This is a genomic window from Clostridium sp. LXY-7, from assembly GCF_056172015.1.
Map to the genome: position 1 here is coordinate 219,225 of NZ_JBLLJL010000002.1, position 24,613 is coordinate 243,837.

General features: G+C 30.9%; 20 protein-coding genes. 17 read left to right on the forward strand and 3 right to left on the reverse strand.

The window, feature by feature from the left end:
- Positions 1-4: 4 nt before the first annotated feature.
- The 3 genes from ACI48Q_RS08120 (at position 5) to ACI48Q_RS08130 (ending at position 4,772) form a co-directional block, all read left to right on the forward strand.
- Positions 5-1,642, forward strand: coding sequence for an amidohydrolase (locus tag ACI48Q_RS08120; protein WP_474918581.1), 1,638 nt, complete (start codon positions 5-7; stop codon positions 1,640-1,642).
- A 373-nt stretch (positions 1,643-2,015) separates the two neighbouring features.
- Entirely contained in the window at positions 2,016-3,560 is a 1,545-nt protein-coding gene (locus ACI48Q_RS08125; protein WP_474918582.1) for an amidohydrolase, read from the forward strand.
- Positions 3,561-3,599: 39 nt separating this feature from the next.
- A complete protein-coding gene (locus tag ACI48Q_RS08130; RefSeq protein ID WP_474918583.1) occupies positions 3,600-4,772 on the forward strand; it encodes an AfsR/SARP family transcriptional regulator in 1,173 nt (390 codons plus the stop codon).
- 299 nt (positions 4,773-5,071) lie between these two features.
- Here the strand turns inward: ACI48Q_RS08130 and ACI48Q_RS08135 are convergent, their stop codons facing one another.
- Positions 5,072-5,467: an RrF2 family transcriptional regulator gene (locus ACI48Q_RS08135; protein ID WP_474918584.1), complete on the reverse strand. Its 396-nt coding sequence runs from the start codon at positions 5,465-5,467 to the stop codon at positions 5,072-5,074.
- Between the two features lie 257 nt (positions 5,468-5,724).
- Here ACI48Q_RS08135 and sufC point away from each other — a divergent pair, with 257 nt between their 5' ends.
- The 7 genes from sufC (at position 5,725) to ACI48Q_RS08170 (ending at position 11,863) form a co-directional block, all read left to right on the forward strand.
- Positions 5,725-6,477: a Fe-S cluster assembly ATPase SufC gene (sufC, locus tag ACI48Q_RS08140; RefSeq protein ID WP_474918585.1), complete on the forward strand. Its 753-nt coding sequence runs from the start codon at positions 5,725-5,727 to the stop codon at positions 6,475-6,477.
- 15 nt (positions 6,478-6,492) lie between these two features.
- Positions 6,493-7,902 (forward strand): Fe-S cluster assembly protein SufB, encoded by a 1,410-nt coding sequence (sufB, locus tag ACI48Q_RS08145; RefSeq protein WP_474918586.1) that lies wholly within the window; start codon positions 6,493-6,495, stop codon positions 7,900-7,902.
- A 9-nt stretch (positions 7,903-7,911) separates the two neighbouring features.
- Positions 7,912-9,012, forward strand: coding sequence for a Fe-S cluster assembly protein SufD (gene sufD / locus ACI48Q_RS08150; RefSeq protein ID WP_474918587.1), 1,101 nt, complete (start codon positions 7,912-7,914; stop codon positions 9,010-9,012).
- A complete protein-coding gene (locus ACI48Q_RS08155) occupies positions 9,005-10,234 on the forward strand; it encodes a cysteine desulfurase (RefSeq protein WP_474918588.1) in 1,230 nt (409 codons plus the stop codon). The genes sufD and ACI48Q_RS08155 overlap by 8 nt, the downstream gene beginning before the upstream one ends.
- Positions 10,235-10,239: 5 nt before the next feature.
- Positions 10,240-10,686: a Fe-S cluster assembly sulfur transfer protein SufU gene (sufU, locus tag ACI48Q_RS08160; RefSeq protein ID WP_474918589.1), complete on the forward strand. Its 447-nt coding sequence runs from the start codon at positions 10,240-10,242 to the stop codon at positions 10,684-10,686.
- 392 nt (positions 10,687-11,078) lie between these two features.
- Positions 11,079-11,258, forward strand: a complete 180-nt coding sequence (locus tag ACI48Q_RS08165) for a hypothetical protein (RefSeq protein WP_474918590.1) — start codon at positions 11,079-11,081, stop codon at positions 11,256-11,258.
- 17 nt (positions 11,259-11,275) lie between these two features.
- On the forward strand, positions 11,276-11,863 hold the full coding sequence (locus tag ACI48Q_RS08170; protein ID WP_474918591.1) for an L-2-amino-thiazoline-4-carboxylic acid hydrolase: 588 nt from the start codon (positions 11,276-11,278) through the stop codon (positions 11,861-11,863).
- Positions 11,864-12,100: 237 nt separating this feature from the next.
- On the opposite strand, the gene ACI48Q_RS08175 is transcribed toward ACI48Q_RS08170, so the two are convergent.
- On the reverse strand, positions 12,101-13,084 hold the full coding sequence (locus ACI48Q_RS08175) for a phosphotransferase enzyme family protein (RefSeq protein ID WP_474918592.1): 984 nt from the start codon (positions 13,082-13,084) through the stop codon (positions 12,101-12,103).
- A complete protein-coding gene (rsgA, locus tag ACI48Q_RS08180) occupies positions 13,078-14,169 on the reverse strand; it encodes a ribosome small subunit-dependent GTPase A (protein WP_474918593.1) in 1,092 nt (363 codons plus the stop codon). Before rsgA ends, ACI48Q_RS08175 begins: the two co-directional genes overlap by 7 nt.
- An 855-nt stretch (positions 14,170-15,024) precedes the next feature.
- Between rsgA and ACI48Q_RS08185 the strand changes: the two genes are divergently transcribed.
- The 7 genes from ACI48Q_RS08185 to ACI48Q_RS08215 all read left to right on the forward strand — a co-directional run bounded on the left by ACI48Q_RS08185 (position 15,025) and on the right by ACI48Q_RS08215 (position 24,595).
- On the forward strand, positions 15,025-17,598 hold the full coding sequence (locus ACI48Q_RS08185) for a polysaccharide deacetylase family protein (RefSeq protein WP_474918594.1): 2,574 nt from the start codon (positions 15,025-15,027) through the stop codon (positions 17,596-17,598).
- A 46-nt stretch (positions 17,599-17,644) separates the two neighbouring features.
- Positions 17,645-19,513 (forward strand): glycosyltransferase family 2 protein, encoded by a 1,869-nt coding sequence (locus tag ACI48Q_RS08190; protein ID WP_474918595.1) that lies wholly within the window; start codon positions 17,645-17,647, stop codon positions 19,511-19,513.
- Complete coding sequence (locus ACI48Q_RS08195) at positions 19,503-21,179, forward strand: polysaccharide deacetylase family protein (protein ID WP_474918597.1); 1,677 nt, start codon at positions 19,503-19,505, stop codon at positions 21,177-21,179. Before ACI48Q_RS08190 ends, ACI48Q_RS08195 begins: the two co-directional genes overlap by 11 nt.
- A 16-nt stretch (positions 21,180-21,195) precedes the next feature.
- Positions 21,196-22,257 carry a glycoside hydrolase family 18 protein gene (locus ACI48Q_RS08200; protein WP_474918598.1) on the forward strand — a complete coding sequence of 354 codons (1,062 nt, stop codon included), beginning with the start codon at positions 21,196-21,198 and terminating at the stop codon, positions 22,255-22,257.
- 333 nt (positions 22,258-22,590) lie between these two features.
- Positions 22,591-23,169: a TetR/AcrR family transcriptional regulator gene (locus tag ACI48Q_RS08205; RefSeq protein ID WP_474918599.1), complete on the forward strand. Its 579-nt coding sequence runs from the start codon at positions 22,591-22,593 to the stop codon at positions 23,167-23,169.
- A gap of 11 nt (positions 23,170-23,180) precedes the next feature.
- Positions 23,181-23,903: an ATP-binding cassette domain-containing protein gene (locus tag ACI48Q_RS08210; protein ID WP_474918600.1), complete on the forward strand. Its 723-nt coding sequence runs from the start codon at positions 23,181-23,183 to the stop codon at positions 23,901-23,903.
- Positions 23,903-24,595, forward strand: a complete 693-nt coding sequence (locus ACI48Q_RS08215) for an ABC transporter permease (protein ID WP_474918601.1) — start codon at positions 23,903-23,905, stop codon at positions 24,593-24,595. The genes ACI48Q_RS08210 and ACI48Q_RS08215 overlap by 1 nt, the downstream gene beginning before the upstream one ends.
- Positions 24,596-24,613: the final 18 nt, after the last annotated feature.

Genomic DNA, 24,613 nt, shown 5'->3' on the forward strand with positions numbered 1-24,613 from the left:
TAAAATGAAAACCATATTATATAATGGAAAAGTTTATTTGGAAAGAGAGCATTTTGCGGAGGCTGTGCTTGTAGAAGATGGGATAATTACAAAAGTTGGTATCGATAAAGATATATTATCTATTGCAGGACAGGACTGTGAGAAAATTGATTGTAATGGAAAAACTGTAATTCCAGGACTTAATGATTCTCACATGCATTTGCTTATGTTTGGAGATTCCATAACACAGGTATCAATAGATAATTGTACATCAATTGATGATTTGATAATCCGTTGTAAAAAATTCATGGTGGAATATCCTAAAAAAGTTAAAGATGGTATTCATACAATTGGGTGGAATCAAGATTTATTTATAGATGAAAAACGAAATCCTAATAGATTTGATTTAGATAAAATATCTACAGACATACCTATTATTTTGGAACGTGTGTGCGGACATATTCTTTCTACTAACACTAAAACAATTGAAATCCTTGGAATTGATGGCAACTCTCCTCAGTGGGAAGGGGGAACCTTTGAAATAGGAAAAGATGGATATCCTAATGGAGTTTTCACTGAAAATGCCTGCAATTATGTAAAGAAAGTAATTCCTGAATTTACAGTAGAGGAAAGAGAAGAAATGATTGTAAAAAGTATGGAATATGCAGTGGCTCATGGAATTACAAGTGTACAGAGTAATGATATAGGAACTGCTGTACTTGATGTACCTACTTATTTTAAAATGTTCCATAGAGTTTTTGATGGTGGAAGAGGATTAATTCGATATAGACATCAGGTATGCTTTAATAGCTTAGAGGATTTTAAACATTATATAGAAGATGGTGAATTTGCCAGGGGCAAATATCCTGAGGATTCATGGCTCACACTGGGTCCTTTAAAGCTCTTTAAGGATGGTAGCTTAGGTGGAAGAACTGCTATGATGAGGCATGAATATTTTGATGAAAAGGGCAATTACGGCATTGAATGGATTAGTAATGATGAAATGGAAAAATACTGTGAGCTAGCACTTAAGGCAGGAATGCAGGTGGTAACTCATGTTATTGGAGATGCAGCCATTGAGCAGACCATTAATTGTTATGAAAAGGCATTTATTAATGGTAAAAATGCTTTGAGACATGCCTTAGTACACTGCCAGATTACAGACAAGGCCATGTTAGAAAGAATTGCACGATTAGAAATTCCAGCTATGTATCAGCCAATTTTTCTAGATTATGATATGCATGTGGTTGAAGACAGATGTGGGAAAGAAATTTCATCTACATCCTACGCCTTTAAGACCTTACAAGATCTAGGTGGGCATGTTTCCTATGGAACAGACTGTCCTGTAGAATCATTAAATCCATTTCCTAATATTTATAGTGCGGTTACACGTAAGGATTCAAAAGGATTTCCAGAAGGAGGCTTTTATCCTCAGGAATGTGTTGATGTATATACTGCAATAGATTCCTATACCATGGGAAGTGCATATGTGGAATTTATGGAAAATAAGAAAGGTAGAATAAAAGAAGGCTATTATGCTGATATGGTTATTCTAGATAAGGACATATTTACTATTGATCCTATGGAAATACGAAATATATCACCTGTATTAACCATGGTAGGCGGGAAGGTTGTTTATAAAAAAGACTTTGCTTTAATATAATGTTGATAACGAACTATATATTATTACTCACAAACCGTTTCGAAACCTTGATTTACTAAGGCCCTATTCAAGCAAAAAGCTAAAATACAACAACTCGTTTCTCTCGAACAAGTTGTATTTCTTAACGCTTTTCACTTTCATATGGCCTAAGTAAATCTAATCTTCCTGCAAATGGTTGCTTCGTAATAATATATAGTTCTAAAATCAATAATCGTTTAAAGTAAAGCTATAAAAAATAATTAACAAAGAAATGGCCCATTAAGTAACTTCAGTTGGGTCATTTTAATGTTATAATGAGATTCATATATTAATTGACATTGTCATAAGGCAGTAAACATAAGAGATATAAATAGACTATCTGAGGAGTAAATATATGTGTGCAGATATATTAATTAAAAACGGAAAATGTATGGTAATGAGAAATAATGAGATTTTAGATTGGATTGCTGTTGAGGATGGAAAGATAATTGCTACGGGGAAACACTCTGAGTATAAGGAATTTGTTAATGATAATACCGTAGTAATAGACGCAAAGGGAAATACAGTGCTTCCAGGATTTATTGACAGCCATTTTCATGTGGTACTGACAGCATTAAATGTAGCAAGCCTTGATTTGAGCAAAGCAAGAGATTTTAATGATATAGGAGAAATGATTAAAGAAGCGGCAATGAAAGCTCCGGGAAAGCCTATCCGTGGAATTCACCTAGAGGTGGAGAAGCTTAAGGAAAAGGAATTTCCAAATAGAACTATACTAGATAAGTATTGTAGTAATGCTCCAGTTTCCCTTCACTCTGCTGATTATCAGGTGAGTATACTTAATACTTACGCCATGCTATATTTTAAAATTCCCTTTACAACAGCAGGACTTGAGATTGATGAAAAACAAATGCCTAATGGTATTTTTAAAAAACAGGCAAATGCTATTTTGTTCTCCAATATCTTGAAGGATGTCAATGATCAGTATAGAAAAGATGTGGTTTTAAATATTATTAATAAATTGCTTTCCAATGGGATTACAACGGTGAATGCTATGGAAGGTGGGAGAATGTGTGGCGGAATGGACATTGACCATGATGCAGAATTCATTTATAAATATGGCAAAGAATTTCCTATTGATATGGAACTCTTCTATCCAACCATGGATATAGACAAGATTATGGACATGGGACTTAAACGAATAGGTGGAGTGCTTTATCTTGACGGAACCCTAGGTGAAAGAACAGCAGCATTATCTTTTGACTATGCCGATGCACCTAGAACCAATGGAATTCTTTGTATGGATCAGGAGGATATAAATGAATTTGTATTGAACTGTTATAAAAATAGATTGCAATTATCACTTTTTACCCTAGGAGATAGAGCGGTTGAAGCTGCTCTCACTGCACATGAGTATGCATTGCAGCATACAGGCATTACAGGACTTAGGCATAGACTAGAACATGTGGAATTGGTCAGCAAGGAGCAGATGCTCAGAGCAGATAAAATGGGAATAATTTTTTCAATGCAGCCATCCTATGAAACCTATTGGGGTGGTAAGGGGAAAATGTATGAGCAAAGACTGGGTGATAAACATATACGTACTAATCCACTAAGAGAAATTACAGACAGTGGTGTAGTTATATGTGGAGGCTCTGACAGCGATGTTACGGAGCCAAGACCTATCCTTGGAATTCATTCTGCTGTTAATCATCCGGTTAAAGAGCATAAAGTAGATGTTTATGAGGCAATAAAGATGTTTACCTGCAATGGTGCATATGCTATATTTGAGGAAAATAAAAAGGGAACATTGGAAGTAGGAAAGGTGGCGGATATTATTATCTTGGATAGAGATATTTTATCGGTACCATCAGAGGATATACACAAACTAAATGTTTTGGTCACCATAAAATCCGGCGAGTTATTGTATAATGTGTTGTAATTTATTGATTACTATTAAATGTGGGCATGGGTGAAGAAAATGTTGAATATTTGTTTTTTAGGTAAATTGAAATTTGAATATGAAGGTCATGACATTACTGAAAAGGTAGGGATTAAGACTGCCGCATTGGTGGCTTTACTTATGCTACAGCAGAACAGGGATATCAGCAGAGAAAAGGTGATTACATATCTTTGGCCTGATAGTAATGAGGAAGCAGCCAAATATAATTTAAGATATAATCTATGGCTTTTAAAAAAAATCATCCCACCTGATTTAAAGGGGGAGCAGTTTCTAAGAATTAATAAGGATTATTGTGGTATCAACTTTGAATATAACTTTAGATGCGATATTTTGAATGCTATTAATTTTGACCCAAATAAAAGTTACCGAATAGAAGAGTTGCTAGAACTTAAAATCATTTTTGCAGGAGACTTTTTTGAAGGTCATTATTTTAATAACTGTGATGAGTTCAACGAGATGATTATTTTTGAAAGAAACAATTTTGAAAATCGTAAAATTAAGGTTTTTAGAAAATTGGCTGAACTATATGAAGAAGAGGAAAATTATGACGCCTGCTTGGAGGTCATAAATGAGATTCTAAATATTGAGCCTTATGATGAAAATTTGGCCATGAAAGTGATGTCCCTATATATATGTTGCGAGAACAGAGGCGGTGCAATAAAATTTTATAAGAGCTTTTGCAATAAATTAATTTGCAGTTTAGGAATACAACCTTCAGAATTGCTGCAAAACAAGTACAATGAAATAAAAAGTAATAGTACTTTAGAAACTGAAAAATTGGATAGTGAGAAAACAAGATTATACAGTAACATAACTGGAGATATGAAGACTATTAAAATCGACACTTCAGGTATTAAAGCTATTGAATATTTTTGGATTGCGGGCACCATAGATGAAATTATTAAAAGTGGTTTATTTGAGGGCGAAGATATTCTTAGCAAAAATGAGATAGCAGATCTTGCGTACATAATGCCCTATATTGCGGCATACAGTAATATTGATTATGATAGAAGTGTGGTGGTACCACCAGTAAGAATTATAAAGGCTTTCATTAAATTGATACAGAATATATGTAATAAGTACATTTTGTATATAAAAGTTCACAAGGTGGATAATATGGACAATGTTTCTTTAGCTGTACTAGAGCAGTTAAAGATGATTAATATTGAGAATTTATTTATAGAGGTTTAAATAGTAATTAAACTTATGGCTGTTTTGTATAGGGAGTACAATGGAATAGAAAACTATAATTGAGCTGCTTTATTAAAGCTAGGTATTATGCCTAGCTTTTTTATATACCATGGGATTGTATTTATGGAGCTTATATATAACATGTTTTGATGAAAGAGGAGTGGAAACTAGTGAAGTGATCTATTGATAATAGAGATGGACTAATAAGGGCTTCTTAAACTTGCTACTAATTACCTAAGTTTTGTTTGTACAAAACTTAGGTAATTAAGCATAATACAACCAATAGCTATTTTAAAATATTACAGAATATCTTGTAAGGAGTATTGGCTGACTTCATTAATGAAAGAATTTATAGCAGTTCCTAAAATAGATTTTAGTTTGCATTTTGAATTGTATGTGCACGAGTGCTTTGCACTAGAAAAACATTCCGATATATTTAAACTATCTTCAGTAATAACTAAAATTTTACCAAGATTAATATCTTTTGGATCCATTCCGAGTTTAAGTCCTCCATTCCTTCCTTTGGTGGATATGACATATTCTGTTTTACCTAATCTATGAACAATTTTTTTTAAGTGGTGTTCTGATATTTCAAGATTACATGCTAATTCTTCAACTGTACATAATTTATACTGATTTTCGGCCAAATAAATTAAAATTCTAAAAGCATAATCTGAAAACTTAGATAAATTCACATCTCCACATCCTTTCTAAAGTTTTATTATAATCTATTATACCAAAAAAGAAAATTATTGAAAATAAAATGTGTATTTATATTGCACATTAAAAAAACGTGTGATAACATTAAAGTGTATTTAGAATACACTTTAAAGATTATACATATAAAGAAAATTATAATTAATGTTGAAAATAAGTTTATGGTATGTGCGCTAATATTTTTATCAAAAAATAAAACATAGCATATTAAATATTTATAGATAGGAGAATAGCGATGAATAGTATTTTATTAAAAGTTTGTGATTTAAGCATAGAAGCAGATGATAAAGAAATATTAAAGGGATTAAATCTTGAAATTAATAAAGGTGAAGTTCATGTAATAATGGGACCTAATGGGGCAGGAAAGTCTACTCTTGCAAATGCTTTAATGAATAACCCGAGATACAAAAGACTTCATGGGGATATAGAATTTGAAGGAGAAAATATTAACGATTTTAAAACTGATGAAAGAGCTAAAAAAGGATTGTTTCTATCATTCCAATATCCAGAAGAAATTCCAGGGATAACTGTAGAAAACTTTTTAAAGTATGCAAAGAGAGCAAGTGATGGAACCATATTAAAACATTTTAAGTTTGATATAGACTTAAAGAAAAATATGAAAGAACTAAAAATGGATGAGAGCTATGCAAGTAGATATTTAAACGTAGGATTCTCAGGTGGAGAAAAAAAGAAAAATGAAATATTGCAAATGCTCACATTAAATCCAAAGTTAGCTATATTAGATGAATCTGATTCGGGATTAGATGTTGATGCTATAAGAATCGTATCAAAAGGAATAAAAATGTTTTCTAATGAAAACAATGGTGTATTGATTATAACTCATAATACCAAGATATTAGAAATTTTAAAGCCAGATTATGTCCATGTCTTAGTTGATGGAAGAATAGTTAAAACTGGAGATGGAAGTTTAGCTAAGGAAATTGAAGAAAAAGGATATGAATCTTTTAAAGAAAATCTGGCTATATAAAGGCGGTGAACTTAAATGGAAAATAAGAAGAAAACTTATATAGATGAAATGGACAGAGGGATATATGATGTTAAAAATGAAGATAGTTTTAGCTTTAAATCTGAAAAGGGATTGACAAAAGAAATAATAGAAACTATTTCAGAAGAGAAAAAAGAAGTTAAATGGATGAGAGATTTTAGATTAAAATCTTTAGAAATATATAATAAGTTAAAAATGCCAACATGGGGGCCATCTTTAGAAGGTCTTGACATGGATAACATTGTAACATATGTACGACCGAAAAGTAACTTAGTAGGTTCTTGGAATGAAGTTCCTGAGGATATAAAGAAAACTTTTGATCTTTTAGGAATTCCAGAAGCAGAAAAAAAATCACTTGCAGGAGTTGGAGCCCAATATGATTCAGAAGTAGTTTACCATAGTATAAAAGAAGATTTAGTAAAACAAGGCGTTATTTATACAGATATGGAAACTGCACTTAGAGAACATGAAGATCTAGTTAAAGAATATTTCATGAAATGTGTTACACCAAATGATCATAAATTCGTGGCACTTCATGGAGCAGTTTGGTCAGGAGGATCATTTGTGTATGTGCCTAAAGGCGTTAATGTAGATATACCACTTCAATCATATTTCAGATTAAATTCTCCTGGTGCAGGACAATTTGAACATACATTAATAATAGTAGATGAAGGAGCAAGGCTTCATTTTATTGAAGGCTGTTCAGCACCTAAATACAGCGTAACAAATTTACATGCAGGCTGTGTTGAACTTTATGTTAAGGAAGGAGCAACCCTTAGATACAGCACTATAGAAAATTGGTCAAAAAATATGTTGAATTTAAATACTAAGAGAGCAATAGTTGAAAAAAATGGAACTATTGAATGGGTATCAGGTTCTTTTGGATCACAAATATCAATGTTATATCCAATGAGTATATTAAAAGGAGAAGGTGCCAGAGCTGAATTTACAGGAGTATCTTTTGCAGGAAAAGGACAAAATCTAGATACAGGGGCAAAGGTAATACATGCTGCACCTAATACTTCATCTACAATAAACTCAAAGTCTATTTCTAAAAATGGAGGAACGGCTACTTACAGAGGCGTATTAAAAGTAAATGATAATGCCTACAATTCAAAGTCTATGGTTTCATGTGAATCATTAATGTTAGATAATGATTCAAGATCTGATACTATCCCAGTTATAGATTTATTAAATGATGATGTTGAAATTGGACATGAAGCTAAAATTGGTAAGATAAGCGATGAGTCTATTTTTTATCTAATGACTAGAGGTATAAGTGAGGAAGAAGCAAAATCAATGATAGTAAGAGGCTTTGTAGAACCAATATCAAAGGAGTTACCATTGGAATATGCAGTAGAAATGAATAATCTAATAAACTTGGAGCTAGAAGGAAGCATAGGGTAGGTGAAATTAATGAATTCTATACAATTTAATAACTTAAATAAAACTCCAGTAAGAACAAAAAATTGGCTTAATATTAATGATATAAGTCTTGGGAACTTAGACATTGAAGAAATTAAAGAATTTAGTAATATTAAAATTACCAGTGATGTTGATGGAATTGATATTCGAAAGCTTGAAAATGATAAAATATTACCTTTTCATAAGAAATTTATATATGGAGTTAGTGAAGATTTAGTTAGTCAAGGTAAGGAAAATTTCAATGAAGGATATTTGATAACTATAGGAAAATATGTAGATGAAGACAAGCCGATAATTATAGAATTTGATTTTGATAAAGATAATAGAACTTTAATTGATAATTTAATAATAGTTGGTGAAGAAAACTCAAAAGCAACTATTATAGTAAAATATAAAGCTTTAGATGATTCAAAGGGATATCACAATGGTATTTGCACTATATATTCAAAGAAAAACAGTGAAATTAAACTTGTAAAGATAAATTTATTAAATGATAATATAATACACTTTGATTCTAATGTTTCAGATATTGAAGATGGAGGAAAAGTTAATTTCATATCTGTAGATCTTGGTGGAAAATATAGTATTTATAATTATCATGGAGATTTAATAGGAGAAAAATCTTCTTCTGATATAAATTCTATGTATTTAGGTAACAAAAATAAGCTTATAGATATTAATTATATTAGTACACATAAAGGTAAAGGCAGCAAATCAAACATAAATGTTAAGGGAGCGCTTCAGGATGAAGCTAGAAAAACCTTTAAAGGAACAATAGATTTTAAAAAAGGTGCAGCAAAAAGTGTTGGAGTAGAAGATGAATATTGTATGCTGCTTTCGAAGGATGCTAGAGCAAAAGCAATGCCAATACTATTATGTGGCGAAGATGATGTTTCAGGAGAACATTCAGCTTCTTCAGGAAGAATAGATGAAAATAAATTGTTTTATTTAATGTCCAGAGGGCTAAGTTATGATGAAGCAAAAATTATAATTGTAAGAGCTGCATTTAATCCAATTATAGACGGTATTAATAATACAGAAATTATAGAAGAAATATTAGAGCTGGTAAACAGGAGATTAAAAAATGAATAAGGTAAATTTCTCAGAAGATTTTTCTGTTTTAAAAGCTGATGAAGATGGGAAAAGATTAGTTTATTTAGATAGTGCAGCAACAACCCAAAAGCCAGTTCAAGTTTTGAAAGACATTGAAAATTATTATAGAGTTAATAATGCTAATCCTCATAGAGGGGCATATAAACTCAGCATAGATGCAACACAAGCATATGATGATGCAAGAGAAAAGGTAAGAAACTTTATAGATGCAGAATTTTCAAAGGAAATTATTTTTACAAAAAATGCAACAGAAGGTTTAAATCTTCTTGCAACATCATATGGCATGGAAAATATAAATGAAGGTGATGAGATTGTCATTTCAATTGCAGAACATCATTCAAATCTCATTCCGTGGCAAATTGTAGCAAGAGTAAGAAAAGCTATTTTAAAATATATGTATGTAAATGAAAATGGTGAAATTCCACCTGAAGAAATCAAAAGCAAAATAACTGAAAAAACTAAATTAGTCAGCATAACTCATGTTTCAAATGCACTTGGTACAATAAATCCAGTAAAAGAAATTATAAATTATGCTCATTCTAAAGGTGCAAAAGTTATTGTAGATGGCTGTCAAAGTGTACCTCATATGAGGGTAAGTGTAAGAGATTTAGATGCAGATTTCTTAGTTTTTTCTGGACATAAACTTTTAGGTCCAATGGGAATAGGAGTAGTATATGGTAAGAAAGAATTATTAGAAAGCATGCCTCCATATATAGTAGGAGGAGATATGATTGAATATGTTTATGAACAAAGTGCAACCTTTGCAGAATTACCATCTAAATTTGAAGGTGGAACTCAAAACGTAGAAGGAGCTGTAGGACTTGGATCAGCTATTGATTATTTAGAGAAAATAGGCCTAGATAACATCGATAAAATAGAAAAAGAACTTTTGGCATATGCTGTAGATAAGTTAAAGGAATTGCCTTACGTAAAGATATACGGACCTAAGGATATAGAACATAGAGGTGGAGTGATTTCTTTTGATATAGAAGGGGTTCATCCTCATGATGTTGCCACAGTTTTTGATACCTTTGGAGTAGCTATAAGATCAGGTAATCACTGTGCACAGCCTCTAATGAGATATATGGGGATTAATGCAACCTGCCGTGCTAGTTTCTATTTATATAATACTAAAGAAGATGTAGATAAATTAATTGATGCAATAAAAAAAACATATGAAATGTTTTTAAAGTGGAGGTGATTAGCATGGATTTAAATTCAATATATACAGAATTAATTATGGAGCATAGTACATCAAAGCACAATAAAAGAACATTGGAAAGTCCAGATATTAAAGAAAAAGGGCATAATCCAAGTTGTGGAGATGAAATAACCTTAGAGCTCAAAGTAAACAATGATGTTATTGAAGATTTAGCTTTTACAGGACAAGGTTGCGCTATATCACAGGCATCTACGTCAATAATGATAGATTTAATTAAAGGAAAAACTATAAAAGAAGCCTTAAATCTAACTGAAACTTTTATTGGAATGATTAAAAGAGAAATAAAAGATGATGAAGAATTATATGCATTAGAAGATGCTATGGCTTTTAAGAATATTTCAAACATGCCTGCGAGAGTAAAATGTGCAGTTTTATCTTGGCATGCATTAAAAGAAGCAATGGGAAAAATAGAAGTCAAAAGTAAAAATTAAACTTATAAGGCGATCTGCCAATATTTAACCTTACATTAGCCTAATAAATAAGAAATGCTTAGTGATGGTTACATTAAGAATTATTGGAACAAATATTTTCCTCTAGGGATATTGAATTAATTATTAGAAAAAGCACAACTTGAGTGCTTTTTTCTTTTGCTTCCTACATACATTATACCATAAAATTGGTATTTTTACCAGTCTTATACTTAGTTTGACTATGGTATATAATGTTAGAATAATATATGCATATGTTAATAAAAAAGTTAAAAGGAGACTTATATTTAAAAATTATATACCATTTAATTCATTAAGTTTAAAGAGCGAGCTATTTTATGATTAAATATATTTCACAATCAACAGATTTAATATGAGGGCAAGCTTGTATTTCAATGTTAGGCAATATTAGCATAGAAGAAGCGATAAACAAAATGGGTACAGATGGTTCAACAGAGCCTATTGATATTATAAATGGCTTAAAAGCATGTGGAGTTGATTATCTGCATATGGCTAAAATTGATGGTAAATGGATGATAGTAAATGTACTTTGGAATTATAACAATAAAGAATAATTTAAGGGGGGCTATGTATGGATAATATTAAACTTTCAACAAAGGAAATACTAGTAAATCTGGATTTTGCTTATGAACTTCATGAGTTCCAGATGAATAGATTAGAGAGAATTATTACTTCTTTAAGAGAGAGATATGGGGAAGATGTTTTTGAAGTAGTTAAAGACATGGAAGTAAATTATAGGGAACTTCTTAAATGGTATTTGCGTCATACATTTGATGTAGTAAACGCAATGAAGGATAGATTTGGTGATGAAGTACTTAGCATTATTCATCAAACTGAGATTGATGACGTAGTTAAAGAAGGAAATAACTTTGCAAAAAAATGTGGACAAAATACCTTAAAAGATATTATTCCATTGTTTGGGGAAAGAAACTTGGTAAAGGAAGAAAGTAACGAAAAGGGATTGTTATTTAGACAGGTAAATGGATGTCCAATGAGCAGGATATCTAGAGAAGAAGGTTTAGAAGAAGTAATGTGCAAACTTCATTGCAGCGTAGATCCTTACCTTGTGAAAGGTTTCAATGAAAACCTTGCATGTGAAGTTAGAAAATCTCACCTCTTTGGAGATGAGATTTGCGAGTGGTATATCTATGAGAAATGATAATCTTGTAAAATCAACACTATTCTTAAGTAAGTGTAATAATTAAATCACTCATAAATATGATATGTAAATAAAATTGTTTAAATTTCAAAAGTCTACGTTATAATAGTTACGGAGAACCATATCATAAACAAATCAGAGTTTCAAAAAAATAACTTCCCATTATTCATATAATCTTAAAAAAGAGAGTGTAAATAGATTAATTAAATAATCTATTTACACTCTTTTTCTAATAAATTAAATTATCTTTCCAAACTCACTTTTATCACTTTCCAAAAAGTTCTCTAACCTGTTCCTTAAATTCACCATCCACTCAGGTTCATTTTCCCATTTTTCTTCTACAGAGAGAAGCATACGTACATATCCATATAAATTAGCATATCTTCTGAAAATAGGTAATAATTTAAGCATGTCATCAGAAATATCATACTCTGAGTGATAGCCCTTAATAAATTCATTTACGAAAGATTCTACTTGTTCTTCTGGAAGATCCTCTTTTATGCTGTCTAGTGCTTGACCCATGTCTATTGCATACCAATGATACATAGAATCATCAAAGTCTATAGGATTATAGGTATTTGTAATTTCATCATAAAATAGGTTGTCAGTTTCAAAGTCATAATGGATAAGTCCAAAGTTCTCCTTTGTAGCAGGTAGTTTTGTAAAATACTCTTTAAGTATAGATAGCTCGTTTTTAGCAGCGCTTTCCTCTGGAAAATTTGATAATACATCTTCCATCCAGTCCATTGTTTCTTTCCAGTCTTTTCGTTTATTATTTAATGGTGTATACTCACTACTTAGCTTATGCAATTTTCCTAAGGCTTTACCATAACCAAAGATGTGTTCATGAGTAATATTCATATTAGATATTTGTTTACCAGGCACTCTCTTAAAGGCAACAGCGTAATAAGTTCCCCAAGGTGTATTTGCCACTTCAACCTCATTACCAGCTTTAGATGGTATAGTTTCTACGGCAGGGTAGCCATTGTCTCTTAAAAATCTTAAAAAGTGGAGCTCGGCAAGAATGCTTTCCATAGATTTTTCTACGGCAGGGGCAAATCTAAGAAAAAAGGTATCCCCTTTATTTTGACACAAGTAAATTGCATTGGAGGAAATCCTATAGGAATTTAATAAATCAGCATCTTCATTATCATTTTCCCAATTACTGAGTATCATATGAGCTAAATCCTTATTATTAAACAAATATTTTAATTTTAACATTCAACATAACCTCTTTTCGCATTTCTTTTATTCAATCTGTTAAGCCTGCTATTATCATAGCTTTTTCTATTATCCTTTAGAGTTTTTAATTCTTTCAATTGGCTTTTGTAGCTATTGAATCTTTCAATACTTAATCTTCCATCTTCAATAGCAGCTTTAATTGCACATCCACCTTCTTTATCATGTTTACAATCTCTATATCTACATTGATCTATCAAAGAGTGGATATCTTGAAAGCTTTCTGAAAGTATATCTTCATCAGCCCATAACTGCAGTTCTCTAACACCAGGAGTATCTATAACTGTACACCCTGAACTATGCTGTAAAAGCTGAGAAGTGGTGGTAGTATGTCGACCTTTCCCATTAGAACTGCTTATAGTATTTGTTTTTTGTATTTCATCACCAAAAATATAATTAATAATTGTAGACTTACCTACTCCAGAAGAACCAAGAAATACTATGGTTTCCTTACGACACAAAAATTTATCAAAGATATTCATATTGATATCATTTAATACACTTATGGAATAAACAGCTATGCCCTTAGCAATATTATCTATTTTCTCTATATAATCATCTATGTTATTACAAAGGTCACATTTATTTAAGAGTATAACAGGTGTTGCTCTACTACTGTGAACTAAGGTAATATATCTTTCAATTCGTCCTATATTAAAATTATCATCTAGACCACTTACAATAAATGCAGTATCTATATTTGAACCTATAATTTGTTCTTCTATATTTCCTCCAACCAGTACACCATTTTTCATTTTTCTTCCACCAGATATAGTAAGTTTACGAGCAAAATAACTTTTTCTTGGTAATACAGCATATATAATGGCTTCAGTACCATCAATTATTTTAATCGCAACCCAATCACCAACAGCAGGGTAATCTTTTTTTACATCTGCATTATACATAAACTTACCGCTCAATTTACCATTGAAACGTCCACTTTCAGAGCATACCACATAGTTCCCTTTATGCTGAGTTGTAACTCTTGCAGCACAGAACCCTTTCTCTAAATATGGCTTAAAATTCTCTTCGAAATATTCATTCCATCCTAACTTTTCTAAACTCATAAAGTCTCCTTTTCTGTTGTAGGTCTTAAACCTACTAAAATTTCAAGCTTAATGTGAGTTTCAAATAAAGTTACTATGAAGTTTTAAATAAATTAGCATAAAAGATATTTACATAAAGCTTTGTTTTAAATAGTAGTTCATTATCAATACTATATTAAAACAAAGACTTACATAAAAAAGTATATAAAAATGCCACAGCAAGATTAACCTACTGTGGCATACATAATATTTGAGCATAAAAAATACACGCTAACCTGTACCGTGAATTTTAATACTAACTATTAAGGCTGAAAGGTTAAATTAAAGTTGTTCAAAGGGATAACAAATAAAGAGTATTTTTATGTACCCTTAAAAAATCCACTTGAACCTATATGCAATTATTTCAAAATCACCTCATAGAACTTTTGCATAAAAACAATTCACTCCCTTCGCCTAAAATTTACTATTAAGCTTTATACATAATATACCATAGTGCTACTAAAAATACAATAATTTCTATAAATCATATATATTTATAACATGACATATTTAGGATAGAGTTCCTAAAGACAGCTTGGTATAAGTCAAGTAGCTAATTAATATTTTAATAAAGGAGGCAATAATTAATGAAGAATTTCATTGAGATAGATTTAAAACAATTAGATGAGGTTATTAGAGAATGGATGCATTCAGAAATGTAATATATATTGTTACACTTGTAACATTATAATGCTATAGGTATAATTTAAATAATAATATATATATTTACATATAAATATAATTTTTGTTAAAATAAATTGATTTCAAGATAAAATATAAATAAAACAAATTTAAAACAAAAATAAGGAAAATACAAAATAAATGGAGAAATAAATTATGAAGAAAAAATGGATTAGTATTACTGCGGCTATAATAGTTGTTATGAGTATAGGCATTTTCACATATAAAAATTATATAAAGAATAATGATACAAAAGATATTACCATAAATGAAAAAAATAAATATGATGCATCGAAAGAAATAAAAGATGCATTAAAGTTATTAAGTAGTAATAAAAAAGCAGAGATTATAACCAATGTGAAACCTTCATCTAATATAGTCGCTTTATCATTTGAGGGGATGACCGATGCTGCCACTATGAAGAAAATAATGGATTTATTGGATGAATATCGAATAAAGACAACTTTTTTTATTCCTGGTGTTAAAGCAGGGGAAGATCCTACTACAATACAAAATATTAAAAAAGCTGGTCATGAAATAGGAAGTGAAACTCTTTCAGATACTAAATATATGGAAAAGCTATCTCAGAAGGATTTAGTTACTGATTTTTGTCGTGCTAATAAAATATTAGAAACTATAATTAAGGAGAAATCAACTTTATTAAAGTGTAAGTCTACTACTTATACCAATGAAGTTCTAGCTGCAGCTTATGCTTCAGGAAATAAGTATGTGGTGCATAGTGACCACTATCTTAGTTATCAAAGCTTTAAGGAATATGAACAGGTTCAGGGGTATGTAAATAAGTTAGGTAAAGGAACTATCATTTCTATTAAAGTTAATGGTGTCCTTGATGATTTTGAATATGATATTGAAAAGAAAGAAGAAAAACCTGCAATAGATAAGCAGGCAAGCATAGAGGAAGTCACTAATGAAGAAAAAGAAGATATAACGGTTGTTAAAACAGTAGAATGGCTATTAAAGGCTATAGGTGAACAGAAGAAGTCGGTTGTGCAAGTAAGCGAATTAATAGGTATGGCTTCTATAGACGATACACTATCACCTGATAATATATCAAATAAAGAAGAGATCTATATAGATGAGAATCCTAAGAAGCAAAATAATAGTTCTCAGGGAGCCGATAAGGAGAAGAATCCTATAGATTTAGTGAATTTTAAGGAATTAATAAAGAAAAATAATGGTGAAAGGGAACCTGTAGTTTCCGAATTTTATACTACAAAGAGGGTCTTGTCATATACATTTAGAGGTATAAGCAATGAAGCTGTATTAAATGAAGTTTTATTATCATTAGATAAAGTAAATGCAAAAGGAACCTTCTTTGCTACAAAGGATGAAATAGAAAAATATCCAGATAGAATTGCTAAGATACTAAATGCTGGTCACGAAATTGGCAATGGAGGCATAACAAGTAGTTCAGAGCTATTAAATAAATCTACGGAAGAAATATGTAAAGAAATATATGAAGTAGATCAATTGTTAAGGAAGCAAGGAATAAATACAAATACATATATGCCAGGCTATGGCTATATAGATGGAGAGATTCAAGAGGCCTTATCTGTAATTAATAGAATGGAAAATAATAAAAACTATGAGTTAATTACCTATTCTAAAGCACCTATTAATCATAAGTATAAAAATATGAGTGCAGAAGAAATTGTATCTGACTATTTCAATGTAAATATCTATATGTCATTAAGAAAAGGAGAGATTGTTTACTTTAGATTAGATACAGATTTATTTAAAGATAGCAACACTGTAGGAAAAATAATTGAATTAGTTACTAAAAATTATGTACAAAATGGATATGTAAATAAGTATAATAAGTCATTAGAATCCTACGATCTAGCTCAAAAGCCACTTAACTATTCCGTTGTAACTTTAGGTGAAATACAAAGTACCATAGAAGCAGGTACTCAATTAGGTAGATATAGTCTGCAGAGAAATAGTAGTAATTTATTAAGTAGAAGAACTTACGAAGACGCGCTATCTGTAATGAAGACTAATTACATTGGAAATAAAAATGTAGATTTAAGTGATTTAAGTGAAGAAGAACAGCAGGTACTGGATAAAACAGGGACAGTTGATACCAATGGAGAAAATGTAGTTTTCTTTACCTTTGATGATTGGGGAGGAGATCCTGTTGTTAATGGAATATTAGATGTATTTAACAAGCATAAAGTAAAGGGAAGTTTCTTTGTAATATCAAAATACACTGATATTAATAGTGGTGTATCCAATGTTAATCCAAATCTACTTAGAACTATTGCAATTTATGGTCATGATATTGGAAGTCACAATTATAATCATGAAACGTTAGATGCTAGTAAGGATGAATTGAAGGGTTCATTAGGTAAGTCCTATGATGTGATGGCTAATGTTATAGGTGATTTAAATTCTTTAAGAGCATATTTTAGACCACCAACTCTACATGTGAAAAAAGCAGGATTGGAAGAAGTTTTTGAAAGTGGATTTAAATATTCTATTAGTGGAAATCTTTCTACTCATGATTATGAAAGTACATCTGCACAAGAAATTGTTGATTCCATAGAAGAAAGCTTGATTAAAGGCAGGGGGAATATTATTGTAATGCATATGAATGATCAAAGTTATTATACTGCAGAAGCTTTAGATATTTTCTTAACTAATAATGAAAATGGAGTATATGGAGAAAAATATAAAATTGCAAAGTTAAGTGATTATTTAGAAAAATAATTTTTATAGAATCACGAAGATTGTTAAGAATGAGGTTAAAGAGTATATGAAGAAAAATAAAAGAGATAAGACCCAAGATGTTCTTTTAAATCCCCGTGTTGATAGACGCTTGTTGTCAAGTGTTCCTGATAAGGAAGAGATAAGAAATAATGTTGATCGTAGAGGACATCAGGTGCTAGATGAATATAAAGGAGATCCCAATGCATTTATAATGAGCAGGAATGCTGGCATAAGATACGTAATGCAAACAGATGTGAAAGTTACATGTAGAAATAATAAGGGCAATAACAAATTTATGGTGAAATCTTCAGATATTTCTACTACAGGAGTTTTATTGGAATTAGAGAATGAAGAACAATTAAATATAATAAATAATGCTAAGGACATAAAGCTAGAATTTAAAGTATTACCTGGATCTATGCCAGAGGGCTATGAAATGAAGGTTAGAATTAAAGGAAAAAAGGTTAGAGAGTCTATTTCATCTGGAGGAAAAATCCTTTGTGGAATAGAATTTGTGGAGACTTTATCACAGTATTCTAGTAGAAGAAAGGATAAATATATATTAGTTACATCTAGTTTTCTGTTATTATTTATTACATTATTTATCATATTAATGCGGGCTGAGAGTGTTATATATTTTAGATTTAATAAATGGATATATTTATATAGTATTATTGCAGCAGTATTTTTGCTTAGTAGGTATTTATTTGGAATGTTATATAAGCCTATGACTATAGATATTGATTATACACCAGGGGTAACTATTATTATTCCATGTTTTAATGAAGAAGAATGGATTGAAAGGACAATTTTAAGCTGTATTAATCAGGATTATCCTATTGATAAATTAGAAGTTATAGTAGTAGATGATTGTTCTAATGATAGGTCTGTGGAAAGAATTAAAGAAATCGTTGATAAATTAAGTAATGAGGCAGAGAGATTCGATATAAAATATAGATTAAAATATTTTGTACAGGAAGAAAATCTAGGTAAGAGACATGCTCTCAGCAGAGGAGTTAAGGAAGCTAAGCATGATTTGGTTGTATTTGTTGATTCAGATAGCTTTTTAGACCCTTTTGCAATAAGAAATTTAGTCCAACCCTTTAAGGATCCCAAAATGGGAGGAGTATCTGGAAGAACCGATGTAGCTAATACATATACTAATGTGCTAACTAAGATGCAATCGGTGCGTTATTATATAGCATTTAGAATTATGAAGGCCGCAGAAGCATATTTTGATGCAGTTACATGCCTATCAGGGCCATTATCTTGCTATAAAAAGCAAATAATCTTGGACAATATGGATTCATGGTTAAATCAAACCTTTCTGGGTCAGAAGGCAACCTTTGGAGATGATCGTGCCATGACTAATTTCGTATTAAAAGGACTTCGTACTAGCTATCAGGATACTGCAATTTGTTCTACCATTGTACCTAATAGATATAAAGTATTTCTTAAACAGCAGATGAGATGGAAGCGGTCCTGGTTAAGAGAATCAATAATTGCATGTAAATTTATGTGGAAGAAGGAGCCCTTTATGGCTGTATTCTTTTATATGGGAGTAGTGGTTCCTATTGCAGCTCCAATAGTTGTTACATATAACTTGATTTATGTTCCAATTATGCATAAGGTGTTTCCGACTACCTTTTTAGTAGGTATATTGATGATGGCTTTAATGATGAGTTTTGCTCAGATGTTTCTTAGAAGAAGCACAACTTGGATTTTTGGAATGTTATTTTGTATTTATTATGAAGCAGTATTATTATGGCAAATGCCTATTGCTTGGGTAACTTTCTGGAAATCCACATGGGGGACAAGAATGACACCCAGTGATATCAAAGCTCAAAAGGAAAAGGAGCAAAGAGCAGCTTCTAGTAAGTTAAAGAAAAGAGGAGGGGAAAAGAATGAAAAATAATACTTTTTCTCCTAAAAGAAAAGATAGAGTTAAGATAGTAAGAGGAATATTTCAAGGCATTATTTTAATTGTATTATTAATAGTTATAATAAAAGCCCTGTTTTCATTTTCTGTATATGAACCATATGATTCATCGAAGGTAAATAGTAGCCAAGATACCGGGTTTATTGCAGTATCTTATTTTGGGGTGGATCGTACAGGTACTGATACTTTAATAAGTACTAAAAGATTGGACGAGCATCTTAAGGCATTAAAGGATAATGGATATGTAACAATTACTCAAAAGGATATTATGGATTATTATTTAAAAGGTAAGGCTCTACCAAGCAAATCCTTATTCTTATCATTTGAGGATGGTAGAAGAGATACAGCAATATTTTCTCAAAAGATTATTGAGGAGTATAATTTAAAAGCAACTATGTTAACTTATGCTGATAAATTTGCTAAGGAGGATTCAAAATTTCTAAGTTCAAAAGATTTATTAGAATTAGTTGACAGCTCCTATTGGGAATTAGGGACAAATGGATATAGGTTAGAATACATAAATGTATTTGATAGAAATTCAAATTATTTAGGAAGATTAAATTCAGTAGAATTTGCAGCAGCCGTTTCAAAAATTGATAGAAAGTATAATCATTATTTGATGGATTATATAAGAGATGAATATAATATCCCAAAAGAGTCCTATGAGGAAATGAAGCAACGTATTGATAGTGATTATGAGGCTCTATCTAAAATATATACTGAAAAAATCAATGAAGTGCCTAAACTATATGCTTTAATGCACTCAAATACAGGTCAATTTGGTACTAATGACAAGGTAAGTGAGATAAATGGTAAATGGATTAAAGAGTTATTTAACATGAATCTTAATAGAGAAGGATACTCATTAAATTCTACAGATAGTTCTATTTACGATTTAACTAGAATCCAGCCTCAGTCCTATTGGTCAACCAATCATTTATTAATGAGAATTTGGGATGATACGAAACAGGACACTGAATTCGAAGTTGGAGATAAAGAAAAAGCAAGTAAATTTAAAGAGGTATCAGGAAAAGCTGAATTTAAAGAAGATACTATCATATTAACATCTTTACCAAAAGACAAGGGAATTCTTAAATTATTAAACAGTGATAATTATAAAGATATTAAGGTTTCAACAATGCTTCAGGGAAATATTATAGGGTCTCAAGGTATATATTTAAGATCTAATGAAGATCAAAGTAACAGTATATGTGTTCAGCTTATGAATAATATAATAAGTGTTGTTGAAAATTCAAAGGGTAGCTCTAATATTATATTCTCGCTGAATTTAAGTGGAGAAGAAAGGTTTGATATAAAGGATGCTGGAAATAGAAGGCTTGACATAACCTTAGTTGGCAATAAAATTAGTGTAGATATTGATGGTTCTAATATTGCTAGAGATTTAAAATTAGCGAGTGAAGATGAAGGAAGTATTTATTTAGAGTCTGCTTGGGGAGAATACGGTTATAGTCAAAGAAATATTGCAGATGATGTGTATGATGGAATATTTAAAAAACTTAAAATAACCGATGTTGATGATAAGGAATTGTATGATAGCTCACTAAAGGGCATTGACAATGTAATTTATTCTATTAAGAATTCTTTTAATAAGGTTATAAATTGGTTTATAAAACATTTATAGATTATAGAGGTGTCAAATGAATAAAAGGGTAAGAATCACTGGGGTTTTTATTATTATAATTTTAATAATAAGCATGGTTCTAAGTGGATATTCAAAAGAGAATGAACCTTCTGAAAATAATGAGGAAGAAAATCAAGAAGCAGCTATTATGGAAGATGAAAAAATATTTGATGAAAGTATTAATAATTTATCAGCATGGGTTGCTTATTGGGATTTAGATGTTCAAGGAGAACTTAACTCCTTAGACAAAGAATTAAAGGAACTTTCATATTTCGCAGGTTACTTTGACTCCAATAACAAGCTGATAATTCCAGAGCAATTAATAAATTACTATGATGAAACAAAGGAAGAAGAGTATATTAAATATCTAACTATTGTTAATGATAAAATAAATAATGATGGTAAATTTTCATTAAAGGATGTAGATTTGTTAAAGGCATTATTAGCAGATTCTAATTTAAGAAGCAAACATGTTAAAGAAATTATAAATTTAGCATCTCAATATGGGTTTGATGGCGTAGAAATTGACTATGAACAAATTAAGAAGGATATGGAATTATGGAATAATTACCTGATGTTTATTAAAGAACTATATAATGAAGCCGAAGCCGTTGAACTTAAACTAAAAGTTGTGTTGGAGTCTAATACACCCTTTGAGAATTTAGAGTTTGTAGAGGGACCAACCTATGTGATGATGTGCTATAACCTTCATGGTGGCTTTAGTGAACCAGGAGAAAAAGCAAACCCTAAGTTTATAGAAGAATTAGTAGATAAAATGGAAACAGTACCAGGAAATAAGAGCTTTGCAATTGCCACAGGTGGATTTAATTGGGGCTCTGATGGGAAAGTAACCTCTTTATCTGAGGTAGAGGCTCAAGCTTTAATAAAAGAACATAATGTAGAGGAAAAACGAGATGATGAAAGCCAATGTGTAGTATTTAGGTATACTGATAAGGCTGGTGTTGAACATGAGGTGTGGTATGCAGACAAAAACACTCTAAGCTCATGGATGAAGGTTATAAAAGAAAAGGAATATAGTATAAGTCTTTGGAGACTTGGTGGAAATATGTTTAAATAAGTATATGATATAGTTGCATTGATGTAGATTGATGCAACTATTATTTTTGTACACATATTTTATCCCACAACGGCTGTAACCCAAAAGCAAATAGCCGTTATGGCTGAAAGCGGTGTAATAACATACCGTTCTTTTTTGCTTTTTGAAATAGCATTTGCCAGTGTATTAAGAGTTAAATAAACTGCAAAGAAATAACATATTCCTCGTGTAGTCCTATCAGAAATTATTTTAAATTCAATCTCTTTTCCTTGACAAATTTAATGTTACGACTTATTATTACTGTATGACTTATAAAATTTATTGAGTCATACAGTAATTTAAGGGGGCATTATCATGGCTAAAAGTTTTACTGAAACTGAGAAAGAGAATATACGAGAAAACTTAATTGCAGAATGTGAAAAAAGTTGGGCTAAATTTGGTTATAAAAAAACTAATCTTGATGAGCTTTGTGCAAAAGTAGGAATATCCAAAGGTGCTTTTTATTTGTTTTACAATTCAAAAGAGGAGTTATTTTGCGATGTTGTTGATGTTATCCAAGAGCGATTGATTCTGATAATTCAAGAAACCATGACCGGAACACCTACGAAATACGACTTTGCAAAAGCGTTAAAATTAATATATTTGGAGTATGACAAGGGAAATCGTATCTTTGATTTTAATAACCCAGATTTTATAGCGTTTATAAATAAAGTTCCAAAAGAATGGCTATCCAAGCATCAACTTAATTCTTTAAGCGGTGTACGCGAAATTATTAAGCAATCTAAACTAACTCTTAAAGTTGAAGAAAAAAAGGCTATGGCAGTTTTTGACACACTTTTGTCTATAAATATGCGTAAAGAGAACCTTATTTATGATCACTTTGAAGTATTTAACTTTATGCTTGACAATATGATAGAAGAAATTTTTGAATAGGAGGTGCTGTTTTGGAATATGCAATAGAAGTACATGATTTATGCAAAGTAATTGATGATCAAACCATATTATCAAAGGTGAATATGAAAGTTAAAAAAGGTGAAATTTACGGGTTTTTAGGGGCAAATGGAGCAGGTAAGACCACTTTGATGAAAGTATTATTTCGCATACTAAAGCCAACCTCTGGAACAATCAATCTATTGGACGAAGAGGAGCTGGACAGCAGTAACAAGGTTTTCTCCAAAATTGGCAGTATTATTGAAATGCCTGTTTTTTATCAAAACCTAACAGCCAGACAAAATCTGGAACTGCATTGTGACTATATGGGAATTGATTATAAATCAAACATTGAAAAGTCTTTACAAATGGCTGGAATATCAGATACAGGTAATAAAAAGGTGAAAAATTTTTCACTAGGGATGAAGCAAAGACTTGCAATTGCAAGAGCAATATTGACAAATCCCGAAATTCTAATATTAGATGAGCCAATCAATGGGCTTGATCCTAAGGGTATATCAGACATGAGAGAACTGCTTATTAAAATTAATAAAGAGCGAGGAACCACAATTTTAATATCAAGCCATATTTTAAGCGAGATGGAGAAAATTGCACATACCATCGGCATTATCAACAATGGCATCATTCTAGAGGAATTGTCAATGAATGATATTAGGGCAAAGGATATTAATTTAGAGGAGTACTATTTGCAGTTATTAGAGGGGATGGGGAAATAATGACAAATTTAATAAAGCTGGAGCTAGAAAGATTTAACCTAAAGAATCATGTTTTTGGTGTAATTATTGCTAATATAGTGATTCTATTTTTTAGTATATTTATGACTTATATGCTTTCAATTGGGCAAGTTCCGCAAACCAATTTACCCTCTTTTGAATTGGACACAATGAGCATTAGTAGTATGTTAATCAAAGCTACCTTTTTGGTATGGGAATCTGTTCTAATAGCAACAATTATCGTTGAAGAGTTTAGAAGTAAAACAATGTCGTTACTTTTTACTTATCCCATTAATCGAAAAAAATTGATAGCCGCTAAACTAACTTTGATATTGCTAGTTACATTTGTTTCCATTGTCGTTTCGGAATTGCTTCAAAACATCTGTATATTTGGAATGAGCGAGGTATTGAATTTTGTTAGTTATGGGATTACTCCAAAATACGTTTTTAATGTTGGAATAACAACAATTACAGCGACTTTATTGGGAATGCTACCTCTGTATATCGGAATGATACGAAAATCCACCATTGCAACCATTATTTCATCTCTTTTCATTGTTAGTATAGTGGTTAATGCACAAACAGGTGCCGGAGGATTAATCTTTATAATACCAATTTCACTAGTATTAGGTGCTATTGGATTGTTTTTTGCATCAATAGCCATAAAAAATATTGTAAACAATGATTTATATTAAATCATTATTAGGAGGAGC